This is a genomic window from Micromonospora sp. NPDC023633, assembly GCF_040640035.1.
GTDB lineage: Bacteria > Actinomycetota > Actinomycetes > Mycobacteriales > Micromonosporaceae > Micromonospora.
Genome location: NZ_JBFABB010000113.1, coordinates 1 through 22521, shown reverse-complemented (window position 1 = coordinate 22521; position 22521 = coordinate 1). Strand labels below are relative to the sequence as shown.

Here is a 22521-nt window from a genome sequence, read left to right as displayed (position 1 = left end):
TCTTCTTCCCTAGACAAGAAGATGATCGACCAGGGGCTGTCTGCATGATCAGCCGGGGTACGCATGAACCTGCCACACGTTAAAGATCAAGTTAGTGTCGGACGAGCAGCGAGTCGATGATCGCAGCGGTGGGCAGCGGTTGGCTCGCACTTCGGTGCGGGCACCACCGTCGCGTGGGGCTGCGACGAGAGATTCGTTAGTGGTCGTGATGTACCCCTGGCAGGTGAGGGCCAGCGGGGAAGTGGCCGTCACCGGCCGCGCGGCGCCCGCCGACCGGCACCCGTGAGGCGGGGGGTGCTCTCAGCCCTTCAGCGATCGGGTCCTGTCGCGGTCGTCCGACCAGTAGAAGCACCGGATCCCGCGGTCGCCACGTTTCCAGGCCTCCGGCGACGGCAGCCGGTACGTCGTGCCGGCACCCTGCGCCAGCCTCGCGTTTGGCGTCCCTCGCGTGTAGGCGGCGACCGTCGATCGGCAGTGCCGGTGAACCACCTTCGGTTCACGGTCGGCCGCCTCGTACGCACTGTCCGGTGCGGTCCAGACCCCGACGTACTCGAAGCGGTGCGGCTTGGTGCAGGGGGACGGCATCAGGTTCTCGAACTCGTTCTCCGTGAAGCAGCCGTGGGCCAGCGGCGACGGCTGCTTCAACACCCCGCGGAGCGTCCCCTCGCGCTCCACAGCCAGGTCGTCCGGGTGCTTGCGGGCGGTGTTGCCGTCGAGCGCGGGCAGGGTGAACAGGTCACAGCGGTACCAGCGGCTGCCGGCGGTCCAGTCTTTTGGCTCAGGAACGACCACCTGGATCGACATCAGTCCGCCCCGCCAGTCCGCCCCGACGAACGCGGTCGCCTGTGTGTCGCACGCCCGGAAGGCGGCGCGCAAGACGGTTGAGCCAGGTGGGGGAGGGGTGAACCGGTCGGCATCGGCGCCTGCGAAGGTGCCGACGTGTACGGTTTCGGAGCGGTGCGTCTTCGCGCAGTCGACCGGCGTGTACAAGGCCCGGTATCCGATTGCTTCCACAATCGGGTGACAGGCGCCGGCCTCCGGCAGGAACGGCGTCGTCGTAGGGGCGGGGCTCTCGCCCCCGGCCGGGTCGCTACCGGCGCCGTCCGTCAGGCCGCAGCCCGTTACAACGGTGGCCAGCAGCAGCCCGAGGGCAGCAGTGCCCGGCCGGTGTCGCATCCGATCCCCATCCCCTGTGTCGCGATTGGCGGCACAGCCTAGCAAGGCGAACCAGGCGCGGTGGTGACGTCGGGTGCGACCGGCACGCCAGGCGTCGGCATTAGCCTCGGTCTTTCACTTGGGTGGGGACTGCGTAGGATCTCGACACACTCCCGACGCGTGTCGCACATCAGCCGACGGAGGACAGATGCTTCGAGCGTCTGTTGCCGAATCGCTCTCTTTTGGATCAAGGCACCGCGCTCCGCGCGGTGCGGGGCGGCAAGCCCGGCCGGCGGCAAGCCGCCCCGGCCGCCTACGGCGCCGGGGCGGTGAGCCACCGACAGCCGCCGGGACACCGCCCCCTCGCAGGAACCAACTTCAGAGGCCGCGACGGAAGCCAGCGGCTCGACCTGGTCGCGTGGTCGGGGCTTCCGGCTGCCGCGCCAGTCCAAACCCGGGACTGGCTTGCCACCGTGTCACCGAGTCGCGGTAGCAGCTCCACCGCCAGGACGTGGCCGGCCCCGTCTACCGCCGTCGGCAACGCACAGGAGGCCCGCCCAGCCGCCCCGGAAGCCCCCGCGACGGGACAGCACGCGCCAAGACCAGGCGGTCAACTGATCCCCCGCTCAGGCCGTCTACAGGCCGTCCCAGGCCGTAACCAGGCCGTCAAACGCCACCCAACGATGACCAAGGTCAACCAACGGCACCAAACAAAAGACCAGCTCAGAGCCTTGATCAGGGCTCTGAGCTGGTGGGCGACGGACGAGTCGACCTGTACGCCGGATTCTGTGACCGGCGCGCGCCCCGAGGGGCTCGCGTCGGCGGCGGCCATCCATCTAGGCCTGCCGTCGCCGGCAGGCTCGAGCGGCCTACCCGCAGACATCGGGCGGGCCACCCTCAAGCGTCTGCGCGGGTCGTCGACCTGCCGGTCGACGGCCCTTTCTTGGCCTTGCTCCGGGTGGGGTTTACCGAGCCACCCCGGTCACCCGGGGTGCTGGTGGGCTCTTACCCCACCGTTTCACCCTTACCGTCCCCGATGGGGTCGGCGGTCTGTTTTCTGTGGCACTGTCCCGCGGGTCACCCCGGGTTGCCGTTAGCAACCACCCTGCCCTGTGGAGTCCGGACGTTCCTCGGCGGCGGGCCGGAGCCCGCCGACGCGACCGCCCGGTCGACTCGTCCGTCGCGCACCCATCCTAACGACGCCACGGCCGCGTCTATTGCCACCCCGGCCGACCGGCACCCGTCCCACCGGGACCGCGTACTAGCCTCTGGTGACCATGGATGTCTCCGACGCCGCGCTGCTGCTCGCCGCCGGTCTCGCCGCGGGCACGGTGAACGCGGTGGCCGGCGGGGGCTCGCTCATCACCTTCCCGGCGATGATCGCGGTGGGCCTGCCGCCGGTGCCGGCCAACGTGAGCAATTCCGTCGCGGTCTTCCCGGGGTACGTGGCGAGTGTGGCGGGCAGCCGGCAGGACCTGCCGCCCCGGCGGGCGCTGGTCACCCTGGTGCCCACCACGATCGTCGGCACGATCGCCGGCGCCCTGCTGCTGCTCGCCACCCCCGCCCGGGCGTTCGAGCTGGTGGTGCCGTTCCTGGTGCTCGGGGCGACGGCGGTGCTGGCGTTCCAGGATCCGCTGCGCCGGCTGGTCGGCCACCCCCGCGACCTGTCGCCGCGCCGCCGTACGGTCACCGTGCAGGCCATGGTCGCCGTCGGCGCGGTGTACGGGGGCTACTTCGGCGCGGCGCTCGGGGTGATGCTGGTCGCGGGCCTGGCCCTGGTGCTGGACGCGACGCTGGCCCGGGTGAGCGCGATCAAGAACCTGCTCTCCGCCCTGGTCGGGCTGACCACGCTCGTGGTGTTCGCGCTGTTCGGGCCGGTTAACTGGGCGGCCGTCGCGGTGGTCGCGCCCGCGACGCTGGCCGGCGGGTACGCCGGCGCGCGGCTGGTCCGCCGGCTGCCGCCGGTGGTGCTCAAGGTGCTGATCGTGGTCTTCGGCACGGCGATCGGGCTCTACCTGCTCCAGCGCGCGCTGCGCTGACCCCGGCCCGCCCGCCGGCCGACACGCGGCACGGCGGACCGGCTAGTGGTCGTTCAGCGTGAAGAAGAGCGTCCGGTGCCCGACGTCCAGGAAGGCGGCCCGCCACCGCGTCGACGGGTTGCCCTCGTCGTACGACCGGCTGTGCAGCCACCGGGGCGCGGCCGGCAGGAACGGCGCGAGGGCGGGCCACGCGTCCGCCGGCCCGCCGGAGTGGGGAACCTGGTCCGGACCGGCGGGCGCGTACGGCACGAAGCCGTACCGCTGCGCCAGCGTCCGCGCGTCCTCCGGGCGCAGCCGGACCACGCCCTGGTACGCCCAGTCCGTCGGGCCCGGCGCGCGGCCGCACGGGTCGCCCGACGCGCGCAACTGCCAGTGGATCTCCGGGTAGTCGCCGAGGCCCGGCAGTTCCTCGGGCGGAGCCCACCGGTCGGTGCGGACCTTCGCCTCCTCGGCGCGCACCGACTCCTGGCACGCGCCCGCCTCGTCCGGGTCGTCGCCGACGGCCAGGGTCGCGGCCCCCACGCACCCGACGACCAGCATCAGCAGCGCGGCGGAGCCGCCGAGGACGGCCACCAGCACCGCGCGTCTCGTCATGGTCGTCAGCGTACGAAGCGCGTCCACCCCCGCCGCACGGGACGGCGCGTCGCCCCCGGCCGGGAGGGGCCGGGGGCGACGCGGTCCCGGGAGAGGCTCAGGCGACCGGTTCCGGGTCGGCGTCGGCGCGCGGGCCGGGCACGACGCGCGGGTCGCCCTCGTCGGCGAAGTAGTCGTCCGACGTGGTGCCGTCGCCGCCGTCGCGCACCTTCGCCGCCCGCAGCACCACCGTCAGCAGCGCCGCGACCGCCAGGTTGACCAGCACCGCCACGATCCCGACGTAGATCGTCTTCGGGGTGTCGAAGCCGAAGTCGGCCAGCGGGAACGCCGAGCCGCCGAAGTGCTTGCGGCCGGTGGCGGCGTTCGGGATCTGGTAGAGCATCCACATGCCCAGCCCCATGCCCGCGACCCAGCCGCCGATCAGCGCGCCGCGGTGGAACCAGCGGGTGTAGAGGCCGAGGGCCACCGCCGGCAACGTCTGGAGGATGATCACGCCGCCGATGAGCTGGAGGTCGATGGAGAACTGCGGGTCGAGGAAGACGATGCAGGCCACCGCGCCGACCTTCACCACCAGCGAGGTAATCTTGGAGACGTTCGCCTCCTGCGCCGGGCTGGCGTCCCGCTTCAGGTACTCCTTGTAGATGTTGCGGGTGAACAGGTTCGCCGCCGCGATCGACATGATCGCCGCCGGCACCAGCGCGCCGATGCCGATGGCCGCGTAGGCCACGCCGGCGAACCAGTCGGGGAACTGCTGGTCGAACAGGACCGGCACCACCGTGTTGCTGTCCACGGTGCCCTCCTTCGACCCGGGCAGCGGCTTGACCCCGGCCGCGATGGCCATGAAGCCGAGCAGCGCGATCAGGCCGAGCAGCAGGCTGTACGCGGGCAGCGCCGACATGTTCCGCTTGATCACGTCGCGGTTCCGGCTGGCCAGCACGCCGGTGATGCTGTGCGGGTAGAGGAACAGCGCCAGCGCCGAGCCGAACGCCAGCGTGACGTACTGGAGCTGGTTGTTGGCATTGAGCAGCACCCCGTCGTTGGGGTTCGGCGACGCGTCGAACTTCGCGTCCGCGGCGTCGAAGATCTCGCCCCAGCCGCCCAGCTTGTACGGCAGGTAGAGCACCGCCACCAGGATCACGATGTAGATCAGCGTGTCCTTGACGAACGCGATCAGCGCCGGCGCGCGCAGCCCCGACTGGTAGGTGTACGCGGCCAGGATCGCGAAGGCGACGATGATCGGCAGGTGCCGGGCCAGGGTGCTCTCGCCGGTCACCCCCATGGTCTTGAGCACCGCCTCGATGCCGACCAGTTGCAGCGCGATGTACGGCATCGTCGCCACGATGCCGGTGATCGCGATCAGCAGCGCCAGCACCGGCGAGTCGAAGCGCTTGCGGACGAAGTCCGCCGGGGTGACGAAGCCGTGCCGGTGCGAGACCGACCAGAGCCGGCACAGCACCAGGAACACCAGCGGGTAGATGACGATGGTGTACGGGACGGCGAAGAAGCCGGCCGCGCCGGCACCGAACATCAGCGCCGGCACCGCCACGAAGGTGTACGCGGTGTACAGGTCACCGCCGACCAGGAACCAGGTGATCCAGCCGCCGAAGTTGCGCCCGCCCAGCCCCCACTCGTCGAGGTGGGCCATGTCCTTCGGGGCGCGCCAGCGGGCCGCCACGAAGCCCATGGCGCTGACCAGCAGGAAGAGCACCGAGAAGACGACGATCTCGGTGAGATGGTCGCGCCACATCAGCGGCCACCCGCATCCGTGCCGGCCGGCCCTTCCGACGGCGCGCCACCCCGCTTCTTCGTCATCTGGTACACCAGCGTGGTGGTGGCCACGCCGAGCAGGATGTAGGCGAGCTGGAGCCAGTAGAAGCGCGGGAAGCCGAGGAACCGGGGCGAGTCGGCGTTGAAGAAGACCGGGATCAGGGGCACCACGATGGGGATGAAGAGCAACCAGTTCCAGGGGCTGTGGTCCTTCGCCCTGGACCGCGCCGCTGTGGGCGCCTCCGGTTCGGGTGCGGCCATTGCGACAAACCTCCGCGTGTCGTAGATCGGCACTGATGACGGCCGGAGGCTACGACTCTGTGAGCCCGGTCACGTTCGACCGGAGGAGGATGCTGCGCCGAACGGCGGGCGGCGTGCGCCGAACGGCGACGCCGGGGCGGCCGGACGGCCGGCCGCGCCCGGCTCAGATCGCGGCGAGGTGCGCGGTGTCGTTGACCGTGCGGACGGCGACGCCGCCGTCGGGCCACGTGTCGAGCACCGAGATGCCGGCCGCATCCAGGAACAGTCGGTGCAGGAAGCCGTCACCGGCCGCGAGGGCGTCGCGCAGCACCAGCTTGATCGGCGAGACGTGCGAGACCACCACCACGGTCTCCCCGGGGTACGCCCGGCAGAGCCCGTCGACCGCGCGGCGGCAGCGCTCGGCGACGTCGGCGAACGACTCGCCGCCCGGCGGAGCCACCCGGGCCGAGGCGAGCCAGGCGTCCATCTCCCCCGGCCACTCCTCGCGGACCTCGGCGAAGGTACGCCCCTCCCAGGCCCCGAAGTCGCACTCGACGAGGTCGTCCTCGCGGCGCACCGGCACGCCGCCGAGCGCCTCGGCGATCGCCTCGGCGGTCGCCGTACACCTTGACAGGGGCGAGCTGACCACGGCCGCGACGGTCGGGGCCAGCCCGGCCACCCGGGCGGCCGTGGCCCGGGCCTGGGCCCGGCCTCGCTCGGACAGCGGCACGTCGCCGCGGCCGGAGTAGCGGCGCTGCTCGGTGTACGCGGTCTCACCGTGCCGGACCAGGATGAGCCGGGTGGCGGTGAAGCTCGGCCGCGGCTCCCAGGAGGCGGGCGCGGTGGCCGGGTCGGTGCCGGTGGTCGTCGCCGACGCGGCGCGGGCGGCCACCTCGCGGGCCCGCGCCCAGGCCGGCGAGTCGGGGCCGGCGACCTCGCGCGGCGGCTCCACGACGCGCGGCGGCGCGACGGCGGCCCGGGTCGGCGCCTTCCCGGCGGCGGCGTCCATGGCGGCGTTGGCGAGGGCGTCGGCGTGCCGGTTGCGTTCCCGGGGGATCCACTGGAACCGGACTGCGGCGAAGCGGTTCACCAGCCCGGCCGCCTGCGCGGCGAGCGGGCGCAGGCCGGGGTGCTTGATCTGCCAGCGGCCGCACATCTGCTCGACCACCAGCTTCGAGTCCATCCTGGCCTCGACTTCGGCGACGCCCAGCTCGGCGGCGGCCTCCAGCCCGGCGATCAGCCCCCGGTACTCGGCGACGTTGTTGGTGGCGACGCCGATCGACTCGCTCCGCTCGGCCAGCACCTCACCGGTGTCCGCGTCGCGGACCACCGCGCCGTAGCCGGCCGGGCCGGGGTTGCCCCGGGACCCGCCGTCGGCCTCGACGACGACCACGCGCGGCGCCACGGGCTACAGGCCGGACTCGTTGGTGCGGACCATGATCCGCCGGCAGTCCTCGCAGCGGACGACCTCGTCCGGGTCTGCCTTGCGGATCCGGGCCACGTCGGCGCCGGAGAGCTCCAGGCGGCAGCCGCCGCACCGGCCGGCGGTCAGCAGCGCCGCGCCGAGCCCGGTGTCCTCGCGGATCTTGTCGTACAGCCGCACCAGGTCGGCCGGGAGGTCGGCCGCCAGCGGCTGGCGGGCGCCGCGCTTGAACTCCTCCTCCTTGGCGATCTCGGCCAGGCTCTCGTCGCGGCGCCGCTCGGCGGCGTCGCGCTTCTCCCGCACCTCCGCGAGCCGCTTCTCGACGCCGTCGAGCACGCCCTGGGCCGTCTCCCGCTGCTCCATCAGCTCCAGCTCGGCGTCCTCCAGGTCGCCCTGGCGGCGGTTGAGCGAGACCAGCTCGTGCTGGAGGGCCTCCAGCTCCCGTGCCGGGCCGCTGCCGGCGGCCAGCCGGGCCTCGTTCTTGGACTTGCGGGCCCGCACCTGGTCGACGTCCTTCTCCATGCGGGCGATGTCCCGGTCCAGGTCGTCGACCGCCACCTGGGCGCGGACCCGCTCGTCCTCCAGCGCGGACAGCTCCCGGGCCAGCGCGTCCAGCTCGGCCCGCTCGGGCAGCGAACGGCGACGGTGGGCGAGCTGGGCGAGGGCGGTGTCGATCGCCTGGAGGTCGAGCAGGCGGCGCTGGACCTGGGGGTCAGCCTTCACGGTCGGGGCTCCTTGTCGTCCACCGCGGGTGGGGCGGCGTGTACGGTCCACGGGTCGGTGTCCCGGTCGGACACCAGCGTCTCGACACCCGTCGCCTCCCGAAGGAGGGCGGCCAGGTCGTCCAGCCACGGTCGTTCGGTCGCCCAGTGGGCGGCGTCGAGCAGGGCGGGGCCGTCGGCGGCCAGGTGCTCGCCGGCCGGGTGGTGGCGCAGGTCGGCGGTGAGGAACGCGTCCACCCCCGCCGCGGTAGCGTCGGCGAGGAAGCCGTCCCCCGCGCCGCCGCTGACCGCGAGGGTACGAACCATACGCCCGGGATCCCCGGCGGCGCGAACTCCCCAGGCGGTGGCGGGCAGCACGGCCGCGGCGTGCCGGGTCAGCTCCGCCAGGGTCATCGGCTCCGGCAGCTCGCCGATCCGGCCGATCCCCCGGCCGCCGCCGTGCGCGGGCGAGCCGGGCGCGGGCGGGTGCAGCGGGCGCAGCCCGGTCAGCCCGAACCGGGCGGCGAGGGCGTCGGAGACCCCCGGGGCGGCCACGTCGGCGTTGGTGTGCGCGACGTACAGCGCCACGTCGGACTTGATGAGCCGGTGGACGATCCGGCCCTTGTAGGTCGTGGGGGCCACCGAGGAGACGCCGCGCAGCAGCAGCGGGTGGTGGGCGACGATCATGTCGACGCCGGCGTCGAGCGCCTCGGCGACCGTCTCCGGCACCACGTCGACCACGCAGAGGACCCGGCGCACCGGGGCGCACGGCTCGCCGAGCACCAGCCCGACCCGGTCCCAGTCCTCGGCCCAGGCCGGCGGGTAGCGCCGCTCCAACTCGGCGACCACGTCGGCGACGGTCGGCGGGACTGCGTTGGTGCTCACGGCGGGCCAGCTTACCGGCGCGGGCCGTGGCCGGGGGCGTCGCCCACCGACGCGACGGCGTGTCCCCGCCACTGCCCTGGTGCGCCGAAGGGTCCCCCGCTGACGCCGTACGTCAGCCAGGGACCCTTCGGCGCGCCTCAGGCGACGGAGCAGAGCCGATTCCGTACGGCGGCCAGGCCCACGGCCCACGGGAAGGCGTGCACGTGCCGCTCGCCGGTGCCCGGCGGGTGCAACGGGAACACGTCGTCGCCGAAGAGCACCGTGACCCCCCACTCGGCGAGCCGGGCGATGCCGGCCCGGAAGGCCGGGTGGGCCGCCATCGCCGCGTTCGTGTACGGCACCGCGACCACCGGCACGCCCATGCCCTGCGCCTCCACCAGCAGCCCGAGGGCCAGCGTGTCGGTGATCCCGGCCGCCCACTTGTTGACGGTGTTGACCGTCGCCGGGCAGACGATCATCGCGTCGGCCTGCGGCAGCACGTCGAGGTCGCCCGGATTCTTGTAGTGGGTGCGGACCGGATGGCCGGTCTGCCGGGCCAGCGCGGCCCGGTCGACGAACTTGGCGCCGTCCGGCGTGGTGACCACGCAGACGTCCCAGCCGTCCTGGTGGGCCAGCTCGACGAGCCGGCCGACGTGGCGGGCCAGCGGCGAACCGCAGGCGATGACGTAGAGCACCTCGCGGCGCTCGCTGCTCGGGCGCGGGCCGGTCATCAGGCCGGCTCCGCGCTCATACCCCAACTCCCATGTGCTCAGCCAACTCCGCAATCGGAGAAGGCGGCGCACCACGTGTGCGACGCAGGATGTCCGACATCACCTCGTGGGCGATCGGCCGGCAGCGGATCTCCGACGGGGCGAGGCGGTCGCCGCGCAGCAGCATCTCGCCGGCGTTGGCCACGTCGCCGACCTGAGCGAAGCCCCGGGCGATGTCGAGCAGGTGGTGGGCCCGGCGCTCGGGCAACAGCGCGTTGAACGCCGGCTCCTGGATCCGCTGCCGGTGCACCTCCACCGCCCGGCCGCCGTCGCCCAGCTCGACCGCCGCCGCCGCCCGGTGCAGCTCCAGGTTCGTCGGCCCGAACGAGGTCCAGTAGTGGTTCTGGTCGCCGCCCAGCAGGGTGGCCGCCTCCTGCGCGCCGTTGATCAGGTCGCCGACCGTGGCGGAGTCGCCGATCCGGGCGGCGGCCATCGCGCCCTGCAGCAGCAGCATCCCGTAGACCGACAGGAGGGCGGGGGACGCCTCGTTGCCGCCGCCCGGGGCGAGCCGGTTGGCGATGGTGACGTTGAGTTCGAGGGCGGGCCGGGGCCGGCCCATCGCCACCAGCGCGTTGCAGACCCGGGTGGTGGCGATACCGGCCAGCAGCGGGTCGTCGGCGCGCTGGGCGACCGCCATCGAGCGGTCGGCGGCCAGCCAGGCCAGGTCGCACTCGCCCAGCTTGCGCAGCACCGACGAGGCGATCTGGTAGACCTGCCCGAGCAGGTGCGCCGCCTCGCGGGCCTGGTCGCCGCCGTAGCCGGCGTCGGCGGCCTGGGCGTCGCGCAGCAGCTTCGGCAGCGCCCGGGTGAGCATCCCGTACCGGCCGTACTGGTAGGTGAGCCAGGCGTGGTTGACGGCCTTGCGCATGTCGGCCAGGGGCGGCGGGTACGGCGCGGCGTCGAAGTACGCGCTCATCGAGTCGTACCGCTCCAGGGCCGCCCGGATCTCCTGCACCTCCACCTGGTCGATGCAGTTCAGCGCGTCCGTACGCCGCTCCGGGTCCTTGCCGAGCAGCAACTGCACGTCGACCTGGAGGATGTCGGCGATCTCGTAGAGGACGGAGAACTTGTCCAGCCGGCGCACGCCGCGCTCGACCTTGTCCACCCAGCTCTTCGACTTGCCCAGCCGGTCCGCGAAGACCTGCTGCGACATCTTGCGCCGTCCCCGCCAGTAGGCCACCCGCCGCCCGATGGGTAACTCGTCCATCTACCCGTCCCTCCCCATGTGCCTTGAGCGGGCGTGCCGGCCGGTCGTCCCGGGTGCGGCGATCCGTAGGCCTCAGGTTTTCGCTGGTCGCACAGCGTGTGCGTCAGCCGTACAGCCAGTTCTCGTAGTTTTCGTGCAAGTTGCACAAGCCGTTCGTCAGCTCAACGATCGCGGGTTACGGCAGTGACGGTGCTCGACATGCGACCTGGGCACCGGCCGGGGTCCGGCGAGGGGAGATGGCACATGTGGGGGAATGTCGCGCCGCGCGTCGTTCAACTGTCCCCGTTGGAGCGGGTACGGCTGCGCCGGGTGGCCGTACGGTACGCCCTGCACGGCTGGGACGTCACCCCGGGCGCCTGCCTCGCCCGCAGCCGCTTCGTCTGCGGGCGAGCCGGCTGCCCGACGGTCGGCTGCCATCCCGCGCTGGAGAACTGGGAGCACGCCGCGAGCGCCGACCCGGCCCGGGTCGCGACCTGGTGGCGCACCCGGCCCCACGGCGTGCTGCTGCCCACCGGGCGGGCGTTCGACGTGCTGGAGGTCCCCACGTACCTCGGCCGGCACGTGCTGGACGCGGTCCGGACGCACCCGGCGGGCGTCGGCGTACGCGGGCCGGTGCTGGTGACCCCGACCGGCCGGTGGATGTTCCTGGTCCGCCCCGGCGACCCGCTCCGCCCCGAACTGGACCACTGCTTCCACGTGGTGCGCCACGGCCCCGGCTCGTGGATTCCCGCCCCGCCGACCCGGCTGCCGGAGGGCACCGTCCGCTGGGCGGTCGCGCCCGAACAGGCCCGCTGGCAACTGCCCGACTCCTACCTGGTGCAGAACGCGCTGATCGAGGCCCTACGGGCCACCGGGGTCACGGTCACCTCCGACCTGCTCCCCGGGCACCTGCCGCTGCCGCGCCGGGGCATGTGACGGCGGCTCGACAGCGACGCCGGAGGGCCAGCGCTCGTTGAGCACGGCGACGGCGCACCCGCGCCGGGAGCGGGGGTTACATGTCCACCGACGACACCACGCGCCAGCCGGACGGTGCGGAACCGCCGCCCCGGCACCACCGGCCGCGCCGCCGCTGGCCGGTCACCCGTCCCGCCGGCTCCCGCCCGGGCCGCCCGCGCCCCCTCGGCTCCCGCCCCGCCACCACCCGCTTCTTCCGCTGACCCTCAACCGGCCAGGGGCAGGGCGGTGGAGTGCAGGAGGCGGGCGTCGTCGGTGACGACCGCGTGCTGGTGATCGGGCAGGCCGTCCAGCCAGCCGATGCCGGCCGGGCCCATCGCGACGGCCGCGGTGGCGTACGCGTCGGCCAGCCCGAGGTCCGACCCGACCACGGTGACCGAGCGCAGCCCCCGGGCCGGCACGCCCCGGCGCGGGTCGAGCACGTGGTGGCCGCGCTCGTAGACGCCGGACGTGGCCACGGCCAGGTCGGTGCCGGTGAGCACGAGGCAGGTGGCCATCGCGTCCCACGGGTGCCGCACGCCGATCCGCCACGGTTGCCCGGTCGGGGAGTGGCCGCGTACCCGCACGTCGCCCCCGGCGTTCAGGCAGTGGTTCGCCGCCCCGGCCGCGAGTAGCCGGTCCGAGGCGACCTGCACCGCCCAGCCCTTGACGTAGCCGGACGGGTCGAGCCGCCCGGTGGCGTACGCGTCGAAGAAGCCGTCGGTGACCTTCCACAGGTCGGCGCAGCGCTCCAGCACGGCCCGCAGGTCGGCGCCGGCCCCCGCAAGCGGCAGCTCGCCCCGGTCGACGCGGCACACCTCGCTGCCGGCCCGGTACGTGCTGAACCGGGCGTCCACCTCGCGCAGCCAGGCGAAGACGTCCCCGGCCAGCCCGTCCAGCGCGGCGGCGGGCAGGTCGTCGGCGAGGTCGAGGCTGATCGCGGTGCCCATGACCTGCTCGACGCGGCGCAGCCCCGGCCGGGTCGCCGGCGGGCGCCCGCCGGACGTCGCCGACGCCGGCACGTCAGTTCGCCCGGTCGAGCGCGGCCTGCAACGACCTCTTGTAGGAGGTGCTGGTGGCGGTCGCCCCGGAGACGGTGTCCACGTCGGCGCTCTGCCGCTGCACCACCAGCCCGGAGCTGCCGCTGTAGCGGCCGTCGACCTGCTCGCTGCGCTGGTCGGACTGGGCGGTCTCCTCGGGCAGCTCCAGGGCGACCACGTCGACGATCCGCGTCCCGGAGAGGGTGATCTGCACCTGCACGTTGCCGTACTCGTTCTCCACCACCGGCCCCGTGACGGTGCGGGTGGTCGGCGCGGGCGGCGGCTTGGTGGTGGTGCGCGGCGCGGACGGCGCCCGGGTGGTGGCGCTGGGCCGGCTCGCCGGCGCCCGGGTGGCGGTGCGGCCGGGCCGGGGGGACGCGGTGGCGCGGGCCGGCGACGGGGCGGCGGAGACCTTCCCGCCGGTCGGGGTCGGACCGGCCGGCGCGGGGACCACCGGCGGCGGCGCGGCCGGCAGGTCCTGGGCGACGGGGCTGGCGCCCGGCGAGCCCTTCAGCACCACCATGGCGGTGGTGCCGGCCGCCAGGCCGGTGATCGCGAGCAGGGCGCGACGCATGGGGGCCTTCCTACAGCTCGAACGTGGCGAGGTGGATCTGCCGGCGGGGCACGCCGGCCTCGCGGAGCACCCGCAGCGACTGCTCGACCAGGCCGGGCGGCCCGCAGAGGTAGACGTCGCGCCGGGCGAGGTCGGGCACCAGCCGGCGCAGCCCGTCCGGGCTCATCACCTGGCGGGGGCCGGGATCGTGGCGGGAGCCGACGACGTACCAGATCGCGGTGTCCCGCGCCTCCGCGAGCCAGTCCAGCTCCCGGTGCAGCAGCACGTCGGCCGGGGTGCGGGCACGGTAGATCAGCGCGGCGCCGGGCGGCAGCTCCTCCAGCATCGCCCGGATCGGGGTGATCCCGCTGCCGCCGGCGATCAGCAGGGCCCGTTCGCGGGTCCGGTGGGCGGCGGTGAAGGTGCCCGACGGGCCCTCCGCCCAGACCCGGGTGCCCGGCTCGAGGTCGCGCAGGTCGGCGGTGTGCGCGCCGACCACCTTGACGGTGAGCCGCAGCCAGCGGCCGTTGGCGGCGGCCGAGACCGAGAACGGGTGCGCCTGCCACCAGCACCCCCGGGCGAGGAAGCGCCAGCGGAAGAACTGCCCGCCGAGCAGCTCCAGTCGCTCCAGCCGCTCCCCGGTCAGGTAGATCGAGACGGTGTCCGGGCTCTCCGCGACCACGTCGGCCACCCGCAGCCGGTGCCGCAGGTTGAACGCCAGCGGCGCGACCACCCGGCCCCAGAGCAGGGCGGCGAGCACCAGCGCGTACATCGCGATCCAGAAGGTGCGCACGGGCCCGGGGCGGAACAGCTGCGCGCCGTTGCTGAACTGGTGGGCGAAGCCGAGCAGCAGCACCGCGTAGCTCGACAGGTGCAGGGCGTGCCACAGCTCGTAGGGCAGCGCGGTGCGGATCGCCCGGACGCTGGTGAGGCCGACGAGCACCAGGATCCCGGCGGCGGCGAACGCGGAGACCATGTCCTCGTAGTCGCGCAACAGCACGCCGGCCTCGGTGAACACCGGGTTGTCCTCCAGGTCGGCGTAGCCGACCAGGATCAGCGACGCGTGCGCGAGCACGGCGACCAGGAGGGTGGCCCCGACGTCGCGGTGCCAGCGGGCGATCCGCTCGCCGCCGGCCCACCGCTCCAGCACCGGCAGGCGGCTCATCATCAGCACCTGCACGAGCAGCAGGTAGCCGGCGACCAGCCCGGTGATCCGGCCGGCGGCGGTGAGGGTGGCGGCCGTCGTCCGCAGCGAGTTGGCCGGGGTGTCCAGCCACCAGGGCAGCACGCTGGCGAGCAGGCCGACGACGAGCAGCGCGGCCAGCAGCCGCCGGCCGCCGGGTCCGCGTCGCGGCGGCACCAGCGGGCGTACGTCCGCAGCCGGCCGGCCGCCGCGCCGGGACGGGGTCGTCCCGGCGCGGCGGCCGGCGGCGTGGGTGCGCGGGTACGTCACGCGTACAGCTTCATCGGGCGGTACTTCTGCCGGGGGAAGATCTTGTCCACCTCCGCGTTGGTGAGCCCGAAGCGGCCCTGGGCGACGGCCCCGTAGACGTTGAACATGTTGTTGTACTCGGGCACGTCGCCGGAGTCCAGGTCGTCGAGCCCGTTCCAGGTGCCCAGCAGCGAGCCGGCGAGCTTGCGGCCGGAGAGCAGGGTGACCACTCCGCCGTGGCCGTGGTCGGTGCCGCCGCCGTTGGAGGCGACGCGCCGGCCGAACTCGCTGGAGACCATGACGGTCACGTCGGCGGAGCGCTCCCCCAGGTCGGTGAAGAACGCCGCCATGGCGCTGGCCAGCTCGTTGAGCCGCCGGTGCAGCTGACCGCCGTCGCGGGTGCCCTGGTTCTCGTGGGTGTCGTAGCCGCCCATCCCGACGGTGGCGACCCGGACGTTCGCCCCGCCCTTGATGAGCTGGGCGAGCTGCTGGAACGCGTAGCCGACGCCCCTGTACTCGACGCCCTCGGCCGGCTGGTACGGCTTCGCGGCGAGGCGCTGCGCGGTGGCCAGCGCGCCCAGGCCGTCCTGCACGGCCTCCTGCACCGGGTGGTTGATCCCGGTGAAGAGCCCCTTGATCGCCTTCTCGGTCGCGGCCCGGTAGCGGTCGTCGCCGTTGAGCCGCAGCGAGCCGACGCTGTCGAGGGAGAGCGCGCCGTTGTTGCCGACCAGCGACCGCGGCAGCGTGCTGCCGATGCCGACGCTGCGGAACGCGGTGCCCGTGCCGAGCGTGTCGACCAGGCTGTCCAGCCAGCCCCGGCCGCCGGTCTCGCTGGGCAGGCCGCCGAGGTTGCAGGCGTCCGCAGCCTGGAAGTGGCTGCGCGACAGCCGCTCGTCGGAGACCGCCGGCACGAAGCCGAGATTGCCGCTGCGAAGCCACTTCTCCAGCGGCTTGAACGCGCTGGTCAGCTTGAAGCCGCGGCCCACCGCCAGGGAGTCGTCGGCGAGCAGCAGGTCGGGGCGGGCCTTGGCGAGCACCGGATCGTCCGCCGGGGCGACCAGGCTCAGCCCGTCCAGCCCGCCGTAGAGGAAGACGTGGATCAGGGTGCCGGTCTTGGTGGCGGCGAACGAGGCCGAGGTGGTGACGAACTGGGCGGTCGCGAGGGCGGTGGCCGTGGCGGCGGCGCCGGCCACGAACGTCCGCCGGGTGACGCCGCGGCCGTCCTGCTGGGCCTCCTCCAGGTCCTCCAGCCGCCGGTAGCGGTCGACCTCGGCGGCGTTCTCGGCGGCGACGATGTCGGCCTCGGCCCGCAGCAACGCCTCGGCCGGGTCGTCGGCCAGCCGCCGCAGGTCGGGGCATTCGGGGTGCAGGGGGAACGTGTGCACAGTCTTCTCCATCGGGTGCCTCACCGGAGGTGGTGCTGGGGGGAAGCGAGGATCGCCCGCGCTACGGCGGTGACGGCCCCGTCGAACGTGGCGTCGACCTTGTCGCCGGCCGACACGCCGGCCACGCCGAGGATCAGGGACCGCTCCCTGGCGCTCAGCTTCTGACCCACCAGCCGCAGGGCCAGCGCGTCCACGTACGCGCCGGCGGTGGCCGGCGGCCTGGCCACCAGCTTCTCCGGCGGGGTGTAGGTGAAGGCGGTGCGCCGACCGGCGAGCAGCTCGCCCGCCTCGTTCCAGCCGTTGACCATGGTGCCGGCGGAGGTCCAGGCCACGTAGACGTCCGGGTAGCCGTCGGGGGTGGGCTGGCCCATCGGGTACTGGCCCAGCTCGCGCATCCGGTCGTGGATCTGCCGCAGCCCCCGCGCGTACGGGGTGCGCTTGCCGTCGCCGTTGTCGTGCTTCGGCGACGCCTCCGGGGACACGCCCAGGGCCCGGTACGTGGCGACCAGGTACTCCATCGGCCGGCGCACCTTCTGGCCCACCGCCGCCCAGAACTCCGAGGAACTGAACAGCGTCATCAGCACCGGCTTGATCATGCCCTTGTTGGTGCTGTACGTCTTCGCCAGCCGCTCCACGAGGGACTTCGGCGGGGTGTCCGAGACGAACCGGGTGGCGAGGCTCTGCGCCACGTACTTCGCGGTGGACGGGTGCAGCGCGATGTACGTCAGGTACGCGTCGATGGCCGCCTCGGCCTTCTTCGGGTCCTTCGAGTTGTTCGCGTGGGTGAAGCCGAGGACCTTCACCTTGCCGACGTAGTGCCGCTCGGGGCGGAACACGTACTTGCCGTCGTTGACGCCCCGGCCGGTCTGGAGCAGGGCCGCCTGCCGGACGTCCTTCTCGGTGTAGCCGCCGTCGACGCCGACCGAGTAGAGCTCCAGGTTCTCCCGGGCCAGGTTCTCGTTGACCGCGTCGGCGCGGGAGTCGTTCTGGTTGAGGTAGAGCAGCAGCGCCGGGTGCCGGTTCGCGGCGAGCAGCATCTCCGGGTAGCTGCCGAGGGCGTGCGCCCGGACGACGTCCCGGTCGAAGGACGCGCGGTACACCTCGCCCCCGTCGAAGTCCGCGGCGACGTGCAGGAAGTCGTTCCAGAAGTCGACCATCACCTCGAACAGCTGCCGCTTCGACCAGATCTGCCGGGCGATGGTGGCGTCCACCATCTCCTTCTCCGGCTGCGCGCCGCGCTCGTTGAGCTGGTCGCGCTGCTCGCGCAGCTGCGCCGTGCCCAGCTTCAGCGTCGGCAGCTCGGCGAGCTTCAGCTCGGCCTTCGTCGGGCCGATCTTGTCGGGGTCGAGCTGCCAGCGCAGCCAGCCGTCGATGCCCCGCTCCTTGATGTCGGCGACGACCTGCGGTGTGGCGCCGAAGGTGGCCCGCCGGGCCAGGTGCAGGACCGGGTCCTTGGCGAGCACCGTCTTGACGGTCACCTTGGTCTCCGCGGCGGCGGCCGCCGGCCCGGAGAAGGTCCGGCCGCCGGCCGGGGCGTTCTTCTTCAGCGCCTCGCCGGCCCGGGAGCCCATGTAGCTCTCGTTCTGCTCGGTGTAGGTACGCACCGTGCTCGGCTGCTGGCCGCTCGGGCGGGCGGGGGTGCCGTCGGTGACCGTGGTGCCGGTGGCGTCGCCGGCCACCACGTCGTCGCCGAAGAGGCCGCGGATCTGCGGGGTCATCGCCAGGGCCGCGCCACCGGCCACCACGGCCGCGGTGCCGCCGAGGGCCGCGAGGGCCCTGCGCCGGCCGACCTTGCGGCCCGGCTCGTCGTCATCGTCCAGGTTGGGCAGTGCCGGGCCGGGCGACGGCGCGCCGGCCTGCCGCGCGAAGCCGTCCGGGCCGACCCACTGCGGCCCGCGCGCGGCCGGGTGCCCGGCGTGGGCGTACTGCGCCCGCGGGTCGGCGGGGTGTCCACCCTGGTGCTGCGGGCGCGGGTCGTGGCCGTACGGGGCGGGGGGATAGGTGTCGCGGTGACCGTCGGCGGCGGGGTACTGACGCCCGTCCCATCCGCGGTCGTCCCGCGGTCGACGTGGTGGCACATTCTGGTCGGCCATGTACCAATCCGTTCTGCTGCGCCGCGACGACTGGCACCGGGCACGGGGTGCAGGTGCGGCGGCTGGTGCCTGAGGGGGTTGCCACGGAAGGTAATGAAGCGTTCAGGTGCCTTCAAGCAGCGCCGGAAGCCCCCAGGACGTCACTTAAGGCGCAGCTCAGCGCGGGTCGACGGCGCGGGATCTGCGCACGGCCCGGGACGGACCTCGCGAGCAGGGCCTACGCGACACGACCCGGGCCGGACCCGACGATTCCCGCCCAGCCGGCCCCGGACGCCGCATTCATCGCCACAGGTAAATTTAAGGTTCGGCTAAGCCTGCGCTGAGGCGCTCCCCCGCTCGCCCGGGCGCGGCCCGACGGGCGCCGCAACCAGCGGCGGCAAAGTGGCAGCAGGACGGGAGCGTGAGCCGCCGCCGCAGCGGGTATGCCGCCGAACCGCTGAACACGTGAGGGGAAGGCACATGCTCAGCAAAGAGGATCAGCGCAGGTTCGAGCAGATCACCCGTCAGCTCCGGGAGAGTGATCCGGCGTTCTTCGCCCGGCTCGACAACCGGGCCCGGGCCCGGCGCGGCCGATGGCTGATGCTGTTGACGATCGTGCTGTGGGCCTCGCTGCCGGCGATGACCGTGCTGGCCGGGCGACTGGCCGGGGCCGTCTGCGCGGTGGTCCTGGTGGCCAACGCCGCGATCATGTGGCGGTTCCGCCGCCGCTGGCTGTGACCCGGGGTCCCGCGCGTCGACGGCCTCACCGGCCCAGGAGCCGGTACGCCCGCCGCAGCCGCTCCAGCAGGCCGGGCCCGCCGATGGCGGGGGCCGGCGCGCCGAGCTGCCGCAGCAGCAGGTCCGGGCCGGTCGCCAGGCTGGGCGGTCGGTCGGGCAACGGGACCGGCGGCAGCCAGAACCGGTCGACCGCCTCGGCCAGTGGCGCGGGCGGGAGGCCGGCGAGCGCCCGCGCCGCCCCGACCGGCGGGGCGTCCACGGTGTCCCGTCCGGCCGCCGGCCCGGCCCGGTCCGCACCGCCGTGCCCGGAGCCGGATCCGGCCGGTTCCCCGGTGTCCCGCCCGGCACGCGGTACGCCACCGTCCGGCATGGACGGCACGTCCGTCCGCGCGACACCCGTCGCGTCGTCCGGCCGGCCGCTGGCGGTTTCGGCGCCGGACGGCACGGCCGACGGCGCCGCACCGGTCGCCTCCGGCCGGTCGCCGACGCCTCCGGCGCCGGCCCGCAGGACGCGCAGCCGGTCGAGCAGCTCCGCCCGGCTGCGGCCCCGCCAGTGCAGCAACTGGAACGGGTCGGCGTCGAACGCCTCGGCCAGCAGGTAGAACGTGGCCGCGAGGTGCTTGCAGGGAACCGCGAAGTCGGGGCAGCTGCACCGCTGGCGCAGCTGCGCCACCCCGGCGGGGAAGAGCGGGGCGCCGGCCGCCGCGAACAGCTCCTCCAGTTCCGGGGGCAGGTCGCCGGCGAGCAGCCGGGCGCTGAAGAACGCCTGGGCGGCCAGCTCCGCCTCGACGCGGCCCCAGAGCTCCTCCGGGAACGGGGGCAGGGCGATGCTCACCTCGTACGGCTGCGCGCGGGAGCCCTGCACCACGGCGCCGACGGTGCCGGGCGCGACCTCCAGGCGGACCACCTGGCCGGCCCGCGCGTACGACCGGCCGCGGGTCAGCCGGGTGCCGAGGGCGAAGGACTCCAGCACCTCCAGGAAGCGCCGGGACCACCAGGACCGGCCGATGGCGCCCCGGGTGCTGCGGGCCCTCAGCCCGCCGTCGACCCGGCGCGGCCTGCCGTAGTCGGCGAACCGGCCGTCCGCCCCGCCGTCGCTCTCCGGCTGCCCGCTCACTCCACCACCGCCCCGGCCTCCAGGGTAAACAGCTCGCGCAGCTGCGTCGTGGACAGCTCGGTGACCCACTGCTCGCCGGTGCCGACGACCGAGGCGGCGAGGCTGCGCTTGTCGGCGATCAGCGCCGCCACCTTCTCCTCCACCGTGCCGGCGCAGACGAACTTGCGGACCTGCACCCGACGCCGCTGGCCGATGCGGAACGCCCGGTCGGTGGCCTGGTCCTCGACGGCCGGGTTCCACCACCGGTCGACGTGCACCACGTGGTTGGCCTCGGTGAGGGTGAGCCCGGTGCCGCCGGCCTTGAGCGACAGGACGAAGATCGCCGGCCCCCGCGGGGACTGGAACCGGGTGACCATGGCGTCCCGGTCGGCCTTGCCGACGCCGCCGTGCAGGAAGAGCACCTCCCGGCCGAACCGGGCCGACAGGTGCCCGCGCAGCATGCCGCCGAACTCGGCGTACTGGGTGAAGAGCAGGGCCCGCTCCCCCGCCGCGAGGACCTCGTCCAGGATCTCCTCCAGGCGGGCCAGCTTGCCGGAGCGGCCGTCCAGCGCCGAGCCGTCGCGCAGCAGTTGCGCGGGGTGGTTGCAGACCTGCTTGAGCCGGGTCATGGCGGCGAGCACGAGCCCGCGCCGCTCCATGCCGTCGCTGGACTCGATCCGCGCCAGCATGTCGTCGACGATCGCCCGGTAGAGCGAGGCCTGCTCGGCGGTCAGGTTGCAGAGCACCTCCATCTCCAGCTTCTCCGGCAGATCGGAGATGATCGAGGAGTCGGTCTTGAGCCGGCGCAGCACGAACGGGCCGGTGATCCGGCGCAGCCGCTCGGCCGCCTCGGCGTCGCCGTGCCGCTCGATCGGCTCGGCGTACTTCTTCCGGAAGGCCGCCGCCGGGCCCAGCAGGCCCGGGTTGGCGAACTGCATGATCGACCAGAGGTCCGCCAGCCGGTTCTCCACCGGCGTGCCGGTGACGGCGATCCGGTGCCGGGCGGGCAGCGCGCGGACCGCCTCGGCCTGCCGGGTGGCGGCGTTCTTGATCGCCTGGGCCTCGTCGACCACCACCCGCCGCCAGTCGATCCCGGCCAGGTCGACCGCGTCGCGGGCCGCGACCGAATAGGTGGTGAGGACCAGGTCCGCGTCGTGCACGGCCGCGCCGAACGCCTCGCCCCGCGCCCGTTCCGCGCCGTGGTGCACGTGTACGCGCAGTGCCGGCGTGAACCGCGCCGCCTCGCGCTGCCAGTTGCCCACCAGCGACATCGGGCAGACCAGCAGGGTCGGGCCGGCGTCCGGCGTGTCCCCGGCGAGCAGGGCCAGCAGTTGCACCGTCTTGCCCAGCCCCATGTCGTCGGCGAGCACCGCGCCGAGCCCGAGGGACTGCAGGAACGCCAGCCAGGCCAGCCCTCGGCGCTGGTACGGCCGCAGCGTGCCGTGGAACGCCGGCGGCGGATCCAGCGGGGCGAGTCGCCGCTCCACCGCCCCGGCGAGCAGGTCGCCCAGCGCGCCGTCGGCGCTCACCTCCAGCACCGGCAGCGCGTCCGGCTGCTCGGCGTCGGCCAGGCCGAGGCGGAGCAGGTCGGCGACGGTCAGCTCGCCGGTGGAGCGGAGCAGCCGCAGGCCGGCGGCGAGCCGCTTCGGGTCCAGTTCCACCCACTGCCCGCGCAGCCGCACCAGCGGGGTCTTCAGCGCGGCCAGCGACGCCAGTTCCTCGGCCGTGAGCGGCTGGTCGCCGAGGGACACCTCCCAGCGGTAGTCGACGAGGGCGTCCAGGCCGACGCCCCCGGCGGTCGCGGCGACGGTGCCCGGGGCGGTCCGGCTGCGGGCCTGCAACCGCGCGCCGAGCCGCGACGACGGGCGCCGCCACCAGGACGGCAGCAGCACCGCGAAGCCGGCGGCGTGCAGCACCGGCGCGCCCTCGCGCAGGAACCGGTGCGCCCCCTCGACGTCCAGTTCCAGGACCTCCGGCGTGGCGGTGCGCAGGGCGGTGTCCAGCTCGGGCCAGAGCCGGCTGGCGCGCCCCAGCTCGGCGAGCAGGGTCTCCTGCGGGTCGTCGCCGCGACCGGCCAGCCCGGCGACGGTCTCCGGCGCCCGCCAGACCTGTCCGGCGTCCACGTGCAGGCTCGGCTCGTCGGCCGCCTGGAGGCCGAACTCGACCCGCCACCGCCCGACCGGTCCCACCGTCGCCGCCGGGTCGGCGGGCACCACGACGACCGGCTCGCTGACCTCGTCGGCCGGCGGCTCGACCAGGCGGAAGCTCGCCCGCACCGCGCCGCCGGCCGCGTCGCGCTGCCAGGCGTCCAGTTCGGCGCGGAGGGTGTCCAGCGCGGCCGGGTCGGCGGCGAACTCCCGCACCGGTCCGGTGAGCGCGGCCAGCCAGGCCGGCACCGCGCCGTTCGGGCGTACGCCCCGGGCCAGCGCGGTCTCCGCCAGGGCCGCCCGGACGGCGGCGTCGGTGAGCGCGTCGAGCGCGTCGGCGACCAGCGCGCCCGGCGCGTCGGCGC

General features: G+C 74.2%; 20 protein-coding genes and 1 other RNA gene. 4 read left to right on the top strand and 17 right to left on the bottom strand.

The annotated features are described in order from the left end of the window. Positions 1–300 precede the first annotated feature (300 nt). Together AB0G13_RS27345 and rnpB are read right to left on the bottom strand one after the other, a co-directional pair. The gene (locus AB0G13_RS27345) at positions 301–1176 is read right to left on the bottom strand and encodes a septum formation family protein (RefSeq protein ID WP_357880005.1); all 876 of its coding nucleotides are present in this window, start codon (positions 1174–1176) and stop codon (positions 301–303) included. 738 nt (positions 1177–1914) lie between these two features. Then, positions 1915–2331, bottom strand: an RNA gene (gene rnpB, locus AB0G13_RS27340) — RNase P RNA component class A. A gap of 101 nt (positions 2332–2432) precedes the next feature. On the opposite strand from rnpB, the gene AB0G13_RS27335 reads away from it, so the two are divergent. Then, positions 2433–3194 (top strand): sulfite exporter TauE/SafE family protein, encoded by a 762-nt coding sequence (locus tag AB0G13_RS27335; RefSeq protein ID WP_357880001.1) that lies wholly within the window; start codon positions 2433–2435, stop codon positions 3192–3194. Positions 3195–3236: 42 nt separating this feature from the next. Here the strand turns inward: AB0G13_RS27335 and AB0G13_RS27330 are convergent, their stop codons facing one another. The 8 genes from AB0G13_RS27330 to AB0G13_RS27295 all read right to left on the bottom strand — a co-directional run bounded on the left by AB0G13_RS27330 (position 3237) and on the right by AB0G13_RS27295 (position 10760). Further along, the gene (locus tag AB0G13_RS27330; protein WP_357879998.1) at positions 3237–3788 is read right to left on the bottom strand and encodes a hypothetical protein; all 552 of its coding nucleotides are present in this window, start codon (positions 3786–3788) and stop codon (positions 3237–3239) included. Positions 3789–3885: 97 nt separating this feature from the next. Beyond that, on the bottom strand, positions 3886–5535 hold the full coding sequence (mctP, locus tag AB0G13_RS27325; protein WP_357879994.1) for a monocarboxylate uptake permease MctP: 1650 nt from the start codon (positions 5533–5535) through the stop codon (positions 3886–3888). After that, positions 5535–5816 (bottom strand): DUF3311 domain-containing protein, encoded by a 282-nt coding sequence (locus AB0G13_RS27320; RefSeq protein ID WP_357879991.1) that lies wholly within the window; start codon positions 5814–5816, stop codon positions 5535–5537. Before AB0G13_RS27320 ends, mctP begins: the two co-directional genes overlap by 1 nt. A 163-nt stretch (positions 5817–5979) precedes the next feature. Beyond that, positions 5980–7200 (bottom strand): bifunctional RNase H/acid phosphatase, encoded by a 1221-nt coding sequence (locus tag AB0G13_RS27315; protein ID WP_357879988.1) that lies wholly within the window; start codon positions 7198–7200, stop codon positions 5980–5982. A gap of 3 nt (positions 7201–7203) precedes the next feature. Beyond that, positions 7204–7941 (bottom strand): C4-type zinc ribbon domain-containing protein, encoded by a 738-nt coding sequence (locus AB0G13_RS27310; protein WP_357879986.1) that lies wholly within the window; start codon positions 7939–7941, stop codon positions 7204–7206. Further along, the gene (locus AB0G13_RS27305) at positions 7938–8768 is read right to left on the bottom strand and encodes a Nif3-like dinuclear metal center hexameric protein (protein WP_357880009.1); all 831 of its coding nucleotides are present in this window, start codon (positions 8766–8768) and stop codon (positions 7938–7940) included. Before AB0G13_RS27305 ends, AB0G13_RS27310 begins: the two co-directional genes overlap by 4 nt. Before the next feature lie 173 nt (positions 8769–8941). Beyond that, positions 8942–9514 carry a flavoprotein gene (locus AB0G13_RS27300; protein WP_357879983.1) on the bottom strand — a complete coding sequence of 191 codons (573 nt, stop codon included), beginning with the start codon at positions 9512–9514 and terminating at the stop codon, positions 8942–8944. Positions 9515–9530: 16 nt separating this feature from the next. Then, on the bottom strand, positions 9531–10760 hold the full coding sequence (locus AB0G13_RS27295; RefSeq protein WP_357879980.1) for a helix-turn-helix domain-containing protein: 1230 nt from the start codon (positions 10758–10760) through the stop codon (positions 9531–9533). Positions 10761–11003: 243 nt separating this feature from the next. On the opposite strand from AB0G13_RS27295, the gene AB0G13_RS27290 reads away from it, so the two are divergent. Further along, positions 11004–11675 carry a bifunctional DNA primase/polymerase gene (locus AB0G13_RS27290; RefSeq protein ID WP_357879977.1) on the top strand — a complete coding sequence of 224 codons (672 nt, stop codon included), beginning with the start codon at positions 11004–11006 and terminating at the stop codon, positions 11673–11675. Between the two features lie 80 nt (positions 11676–11755). Next, positions 11756–11917 carry a hypothetical protein gene (locus AB0G13_RS27285; protein WP_357879974.1) on the top strand — a complete coding sequence of 54 codons (162 nt, stop codon included), beginning with the start codon at positions 11756–11758 and terminating at the stop codon, positions 11915–11917. Between the two features lie 3 nt (positions 11918–11920). Here AB0G13_RS27285 and AB0G13_RS27280 read toward each other — a convergent pair whose 3' ends face one another. From AB0G13_RS27280 to AB0G13_RS27260, 5 genes are all read right to left on the bottom strand, one after another. Beyond that, entirely contained in the window at positions 11921–12643 is a 723-nt protein-coding gene (locus AB0G13_RS27280) for an FAD:protein FMN transferase (protein WP_357879971.1), read from the bottom strand. A 73-nt stretch (positions 12644–12716) separates the two neighbouring features. Beyond that, a complete protein-coding gene (locus AB0G13_RS27275; protein WP_357879968.1) occupies positions 12717–13307 on the bottom strand; it encodes an FMN-binding protein in 591 nt (196 codons plus the stop codon). A 10-nt stretch (positions 13308–13317) separates the two neighbouring features. Beyond that, entirely contained in the window at positions 13318–14739 is a 1422-nt protein-coding gene (locus tag AB0G13_RS27270; protein ID WP_357879965.1) for a ferredoxin reductase family protein, read from the bottom strand. Next, entirely contained in the window at positions 14736–16115 is a 1380-nt protein-coding gene (locus AB0G13_RS27265; RefSeq protein ID WP_357879962.1) for a DUF1501 domain-containing protein, read from the bottom strand. The genes AB0G13_RS27270 and AB0G13_RS27265 overlap by 4 nt, the downstream gene beginning before the upstream one ends. A gap of 8 nt (positions 16116–16123) precedes the next feature. Then, entirely contained in the window at positions 16124–18196 is a 2073-nt protein-coding gene (locus tag AB0G13_RS27260; RefSeq protein WP_357879959.1) for a DUF1800 domain-containing protein, read from the bottom strand. A gap of 459 nt (positions 18197–18655) precedes the next feature. Here AB0G13_RS27260 and AB0G13_RS27255 point away from each other — a divergent pair, with 459 nt between their 5' ends. After that, positions 18656–18913 carry a DUF3040 domain-containing protein gene (locus tag AB0G13_RS27255; protein WP_357879955.1) on the top strand — a complete coding sequence of 86 codons (258 nt, stop codon included), beginning with the start codon at positions 18656–18658 and terminating at the stop codon, positions 18911–18913. 25 nt (positions 18914–18938) lie between these two features. Here the strand turns inward: AB0G13_RS27255 and AB0G13_RS27250 are convergent, their stop codons facing one another. Together AB0G13_RS27250 and AB0G13_RS27245 are read right to left on the bottom strand one after the other, a co-directional pair. Next, the gene (locus AB0G13_RS27250) at positions 18939–20030 is read right to left on the bottom strand and encodes an SWIM zinc finger family protein (RefSeq protein ID WP_357879952.1); all 1092 of its coding nucleotides are present in this window, start codon (positions 20028–20030) and stop codon (positions 18939–18941) included. Continuing rightward, the coding region (locus tag AB0G13_RS27245; protein ID WP_357879949.1) for a DEAD/DEAH box helicase at positions 20027–22521 on the bottom strand (2495 nt) is incomplete at its 5' end. The genes AB0G13_RS27245 and AB0G13_RS27250, both read right to left, overlap by 4 nt.

Excerpts from the sequence above, each read along its gene's own strand:
- AB0G13_RS27345 (WP_357880005.1), bottom strand. The coding sequence starts at position 1,176 with ATGCGACACCGGCCGGGCACTGCTGCCCTCGGGCTGCTGCTGGCCACC.
- AB0G13_RS27335 (WP_357880001.1), top strand. The coding sequence starts at position 2,433 with ATGGATGTCTCCGACGCCGCGCTGCTGCTCGCCGCCGGTCTCGCCGCG.
- AB0G13_RS27330 (WP_357879998.1), bottom strand. The coding sequence starts at position 3,788 with ATGACGAGACGCGCGGTGCTGGTGGCCGTCCTCGGCGGCTCCGCCGCG.
- mctP (WP_357879994.1), bottom strand. The coding sequence starts at position 5,535 with ATGTGGCGCGACCATCTCACCGAGATCGTCGTCTTCTCGGTGCTCTTC.
- AB0G13_RS27320 (WP_357879991.1), bottom strand. The coding sequence starts at position 5,816 with ATGGCCGCACCCGAACCGGAGGCGCCCACAGCGGCGCGGTCCAGGGCG.
- AB0G13_RS27300 (WP_357879983.1), bottom strand. The coding sequence starts at position 9,514 with ATGACCGGCCCGCGCCCGAGCAGCGAGCGCCGCGAGGTGCTCTACGTC.
- AB0G13_RS27295 (WP_357879980.1), bottom strand. The coding sequence starts at position 10,760 with ATGGACGAGTTACCCATCGGGCGGCGGGTGGCCTACTGGCGGGGACGG.
- AB0G13_RS27290 (WP_357879977.1), top strand. The coding sequence starts at position 11,004 with ATGTGGGGGAATGTCGCGCCGCGCGTCGTTCAACTGTCCCCGTTGGAG.
- AB0G13_RS27285 (WP_357879974.1), top strand. The coding sequence starts at position 11,756 with ATGTCCACCGACGACACCACGCGCCAGCCGGACGGTGCGGAACCGCCG.
- AB0G13_RS27280 (WP_357879971.1), bottom strand. The coding sequence starts at position 12,643 with ATGGGCACCGCGATCAGCCTCGACCTCGCCGACGACCTGCCCGCCGCC.
- AB0G13_RS27275 (WP_357879968.1), bottom strand. The coding sequence starts at position 13,307 with ATGCGTCGCGCCCTGCTCGCGATCACCGGCCTGGCGGCCGGCACCACC.
- AB0G13_RS27265 (WP_357879962.1), bottom strand. The coding sequence starts at position 16,115 with ATGGAGAAGACTGTGCACACGTTCCCCCTGCACCCCGAATGCCCCGAC.
- AB0G13_RS27260 (WP_357879959.1), bottom strand. The coding sequence starts at position 18,196 with ATGGCCGACCAGAATGTGCCACCACGTCGACCGCGGGACGACCGCGGA.
- AB0G13_RS27255 (WP_357879955.1), top strand. The coding sequence starts at position 18,656 with ATGCTCAGCAAAGAGGATCAGCGCAGGTTCGAGCAGATCACCCGTCAG.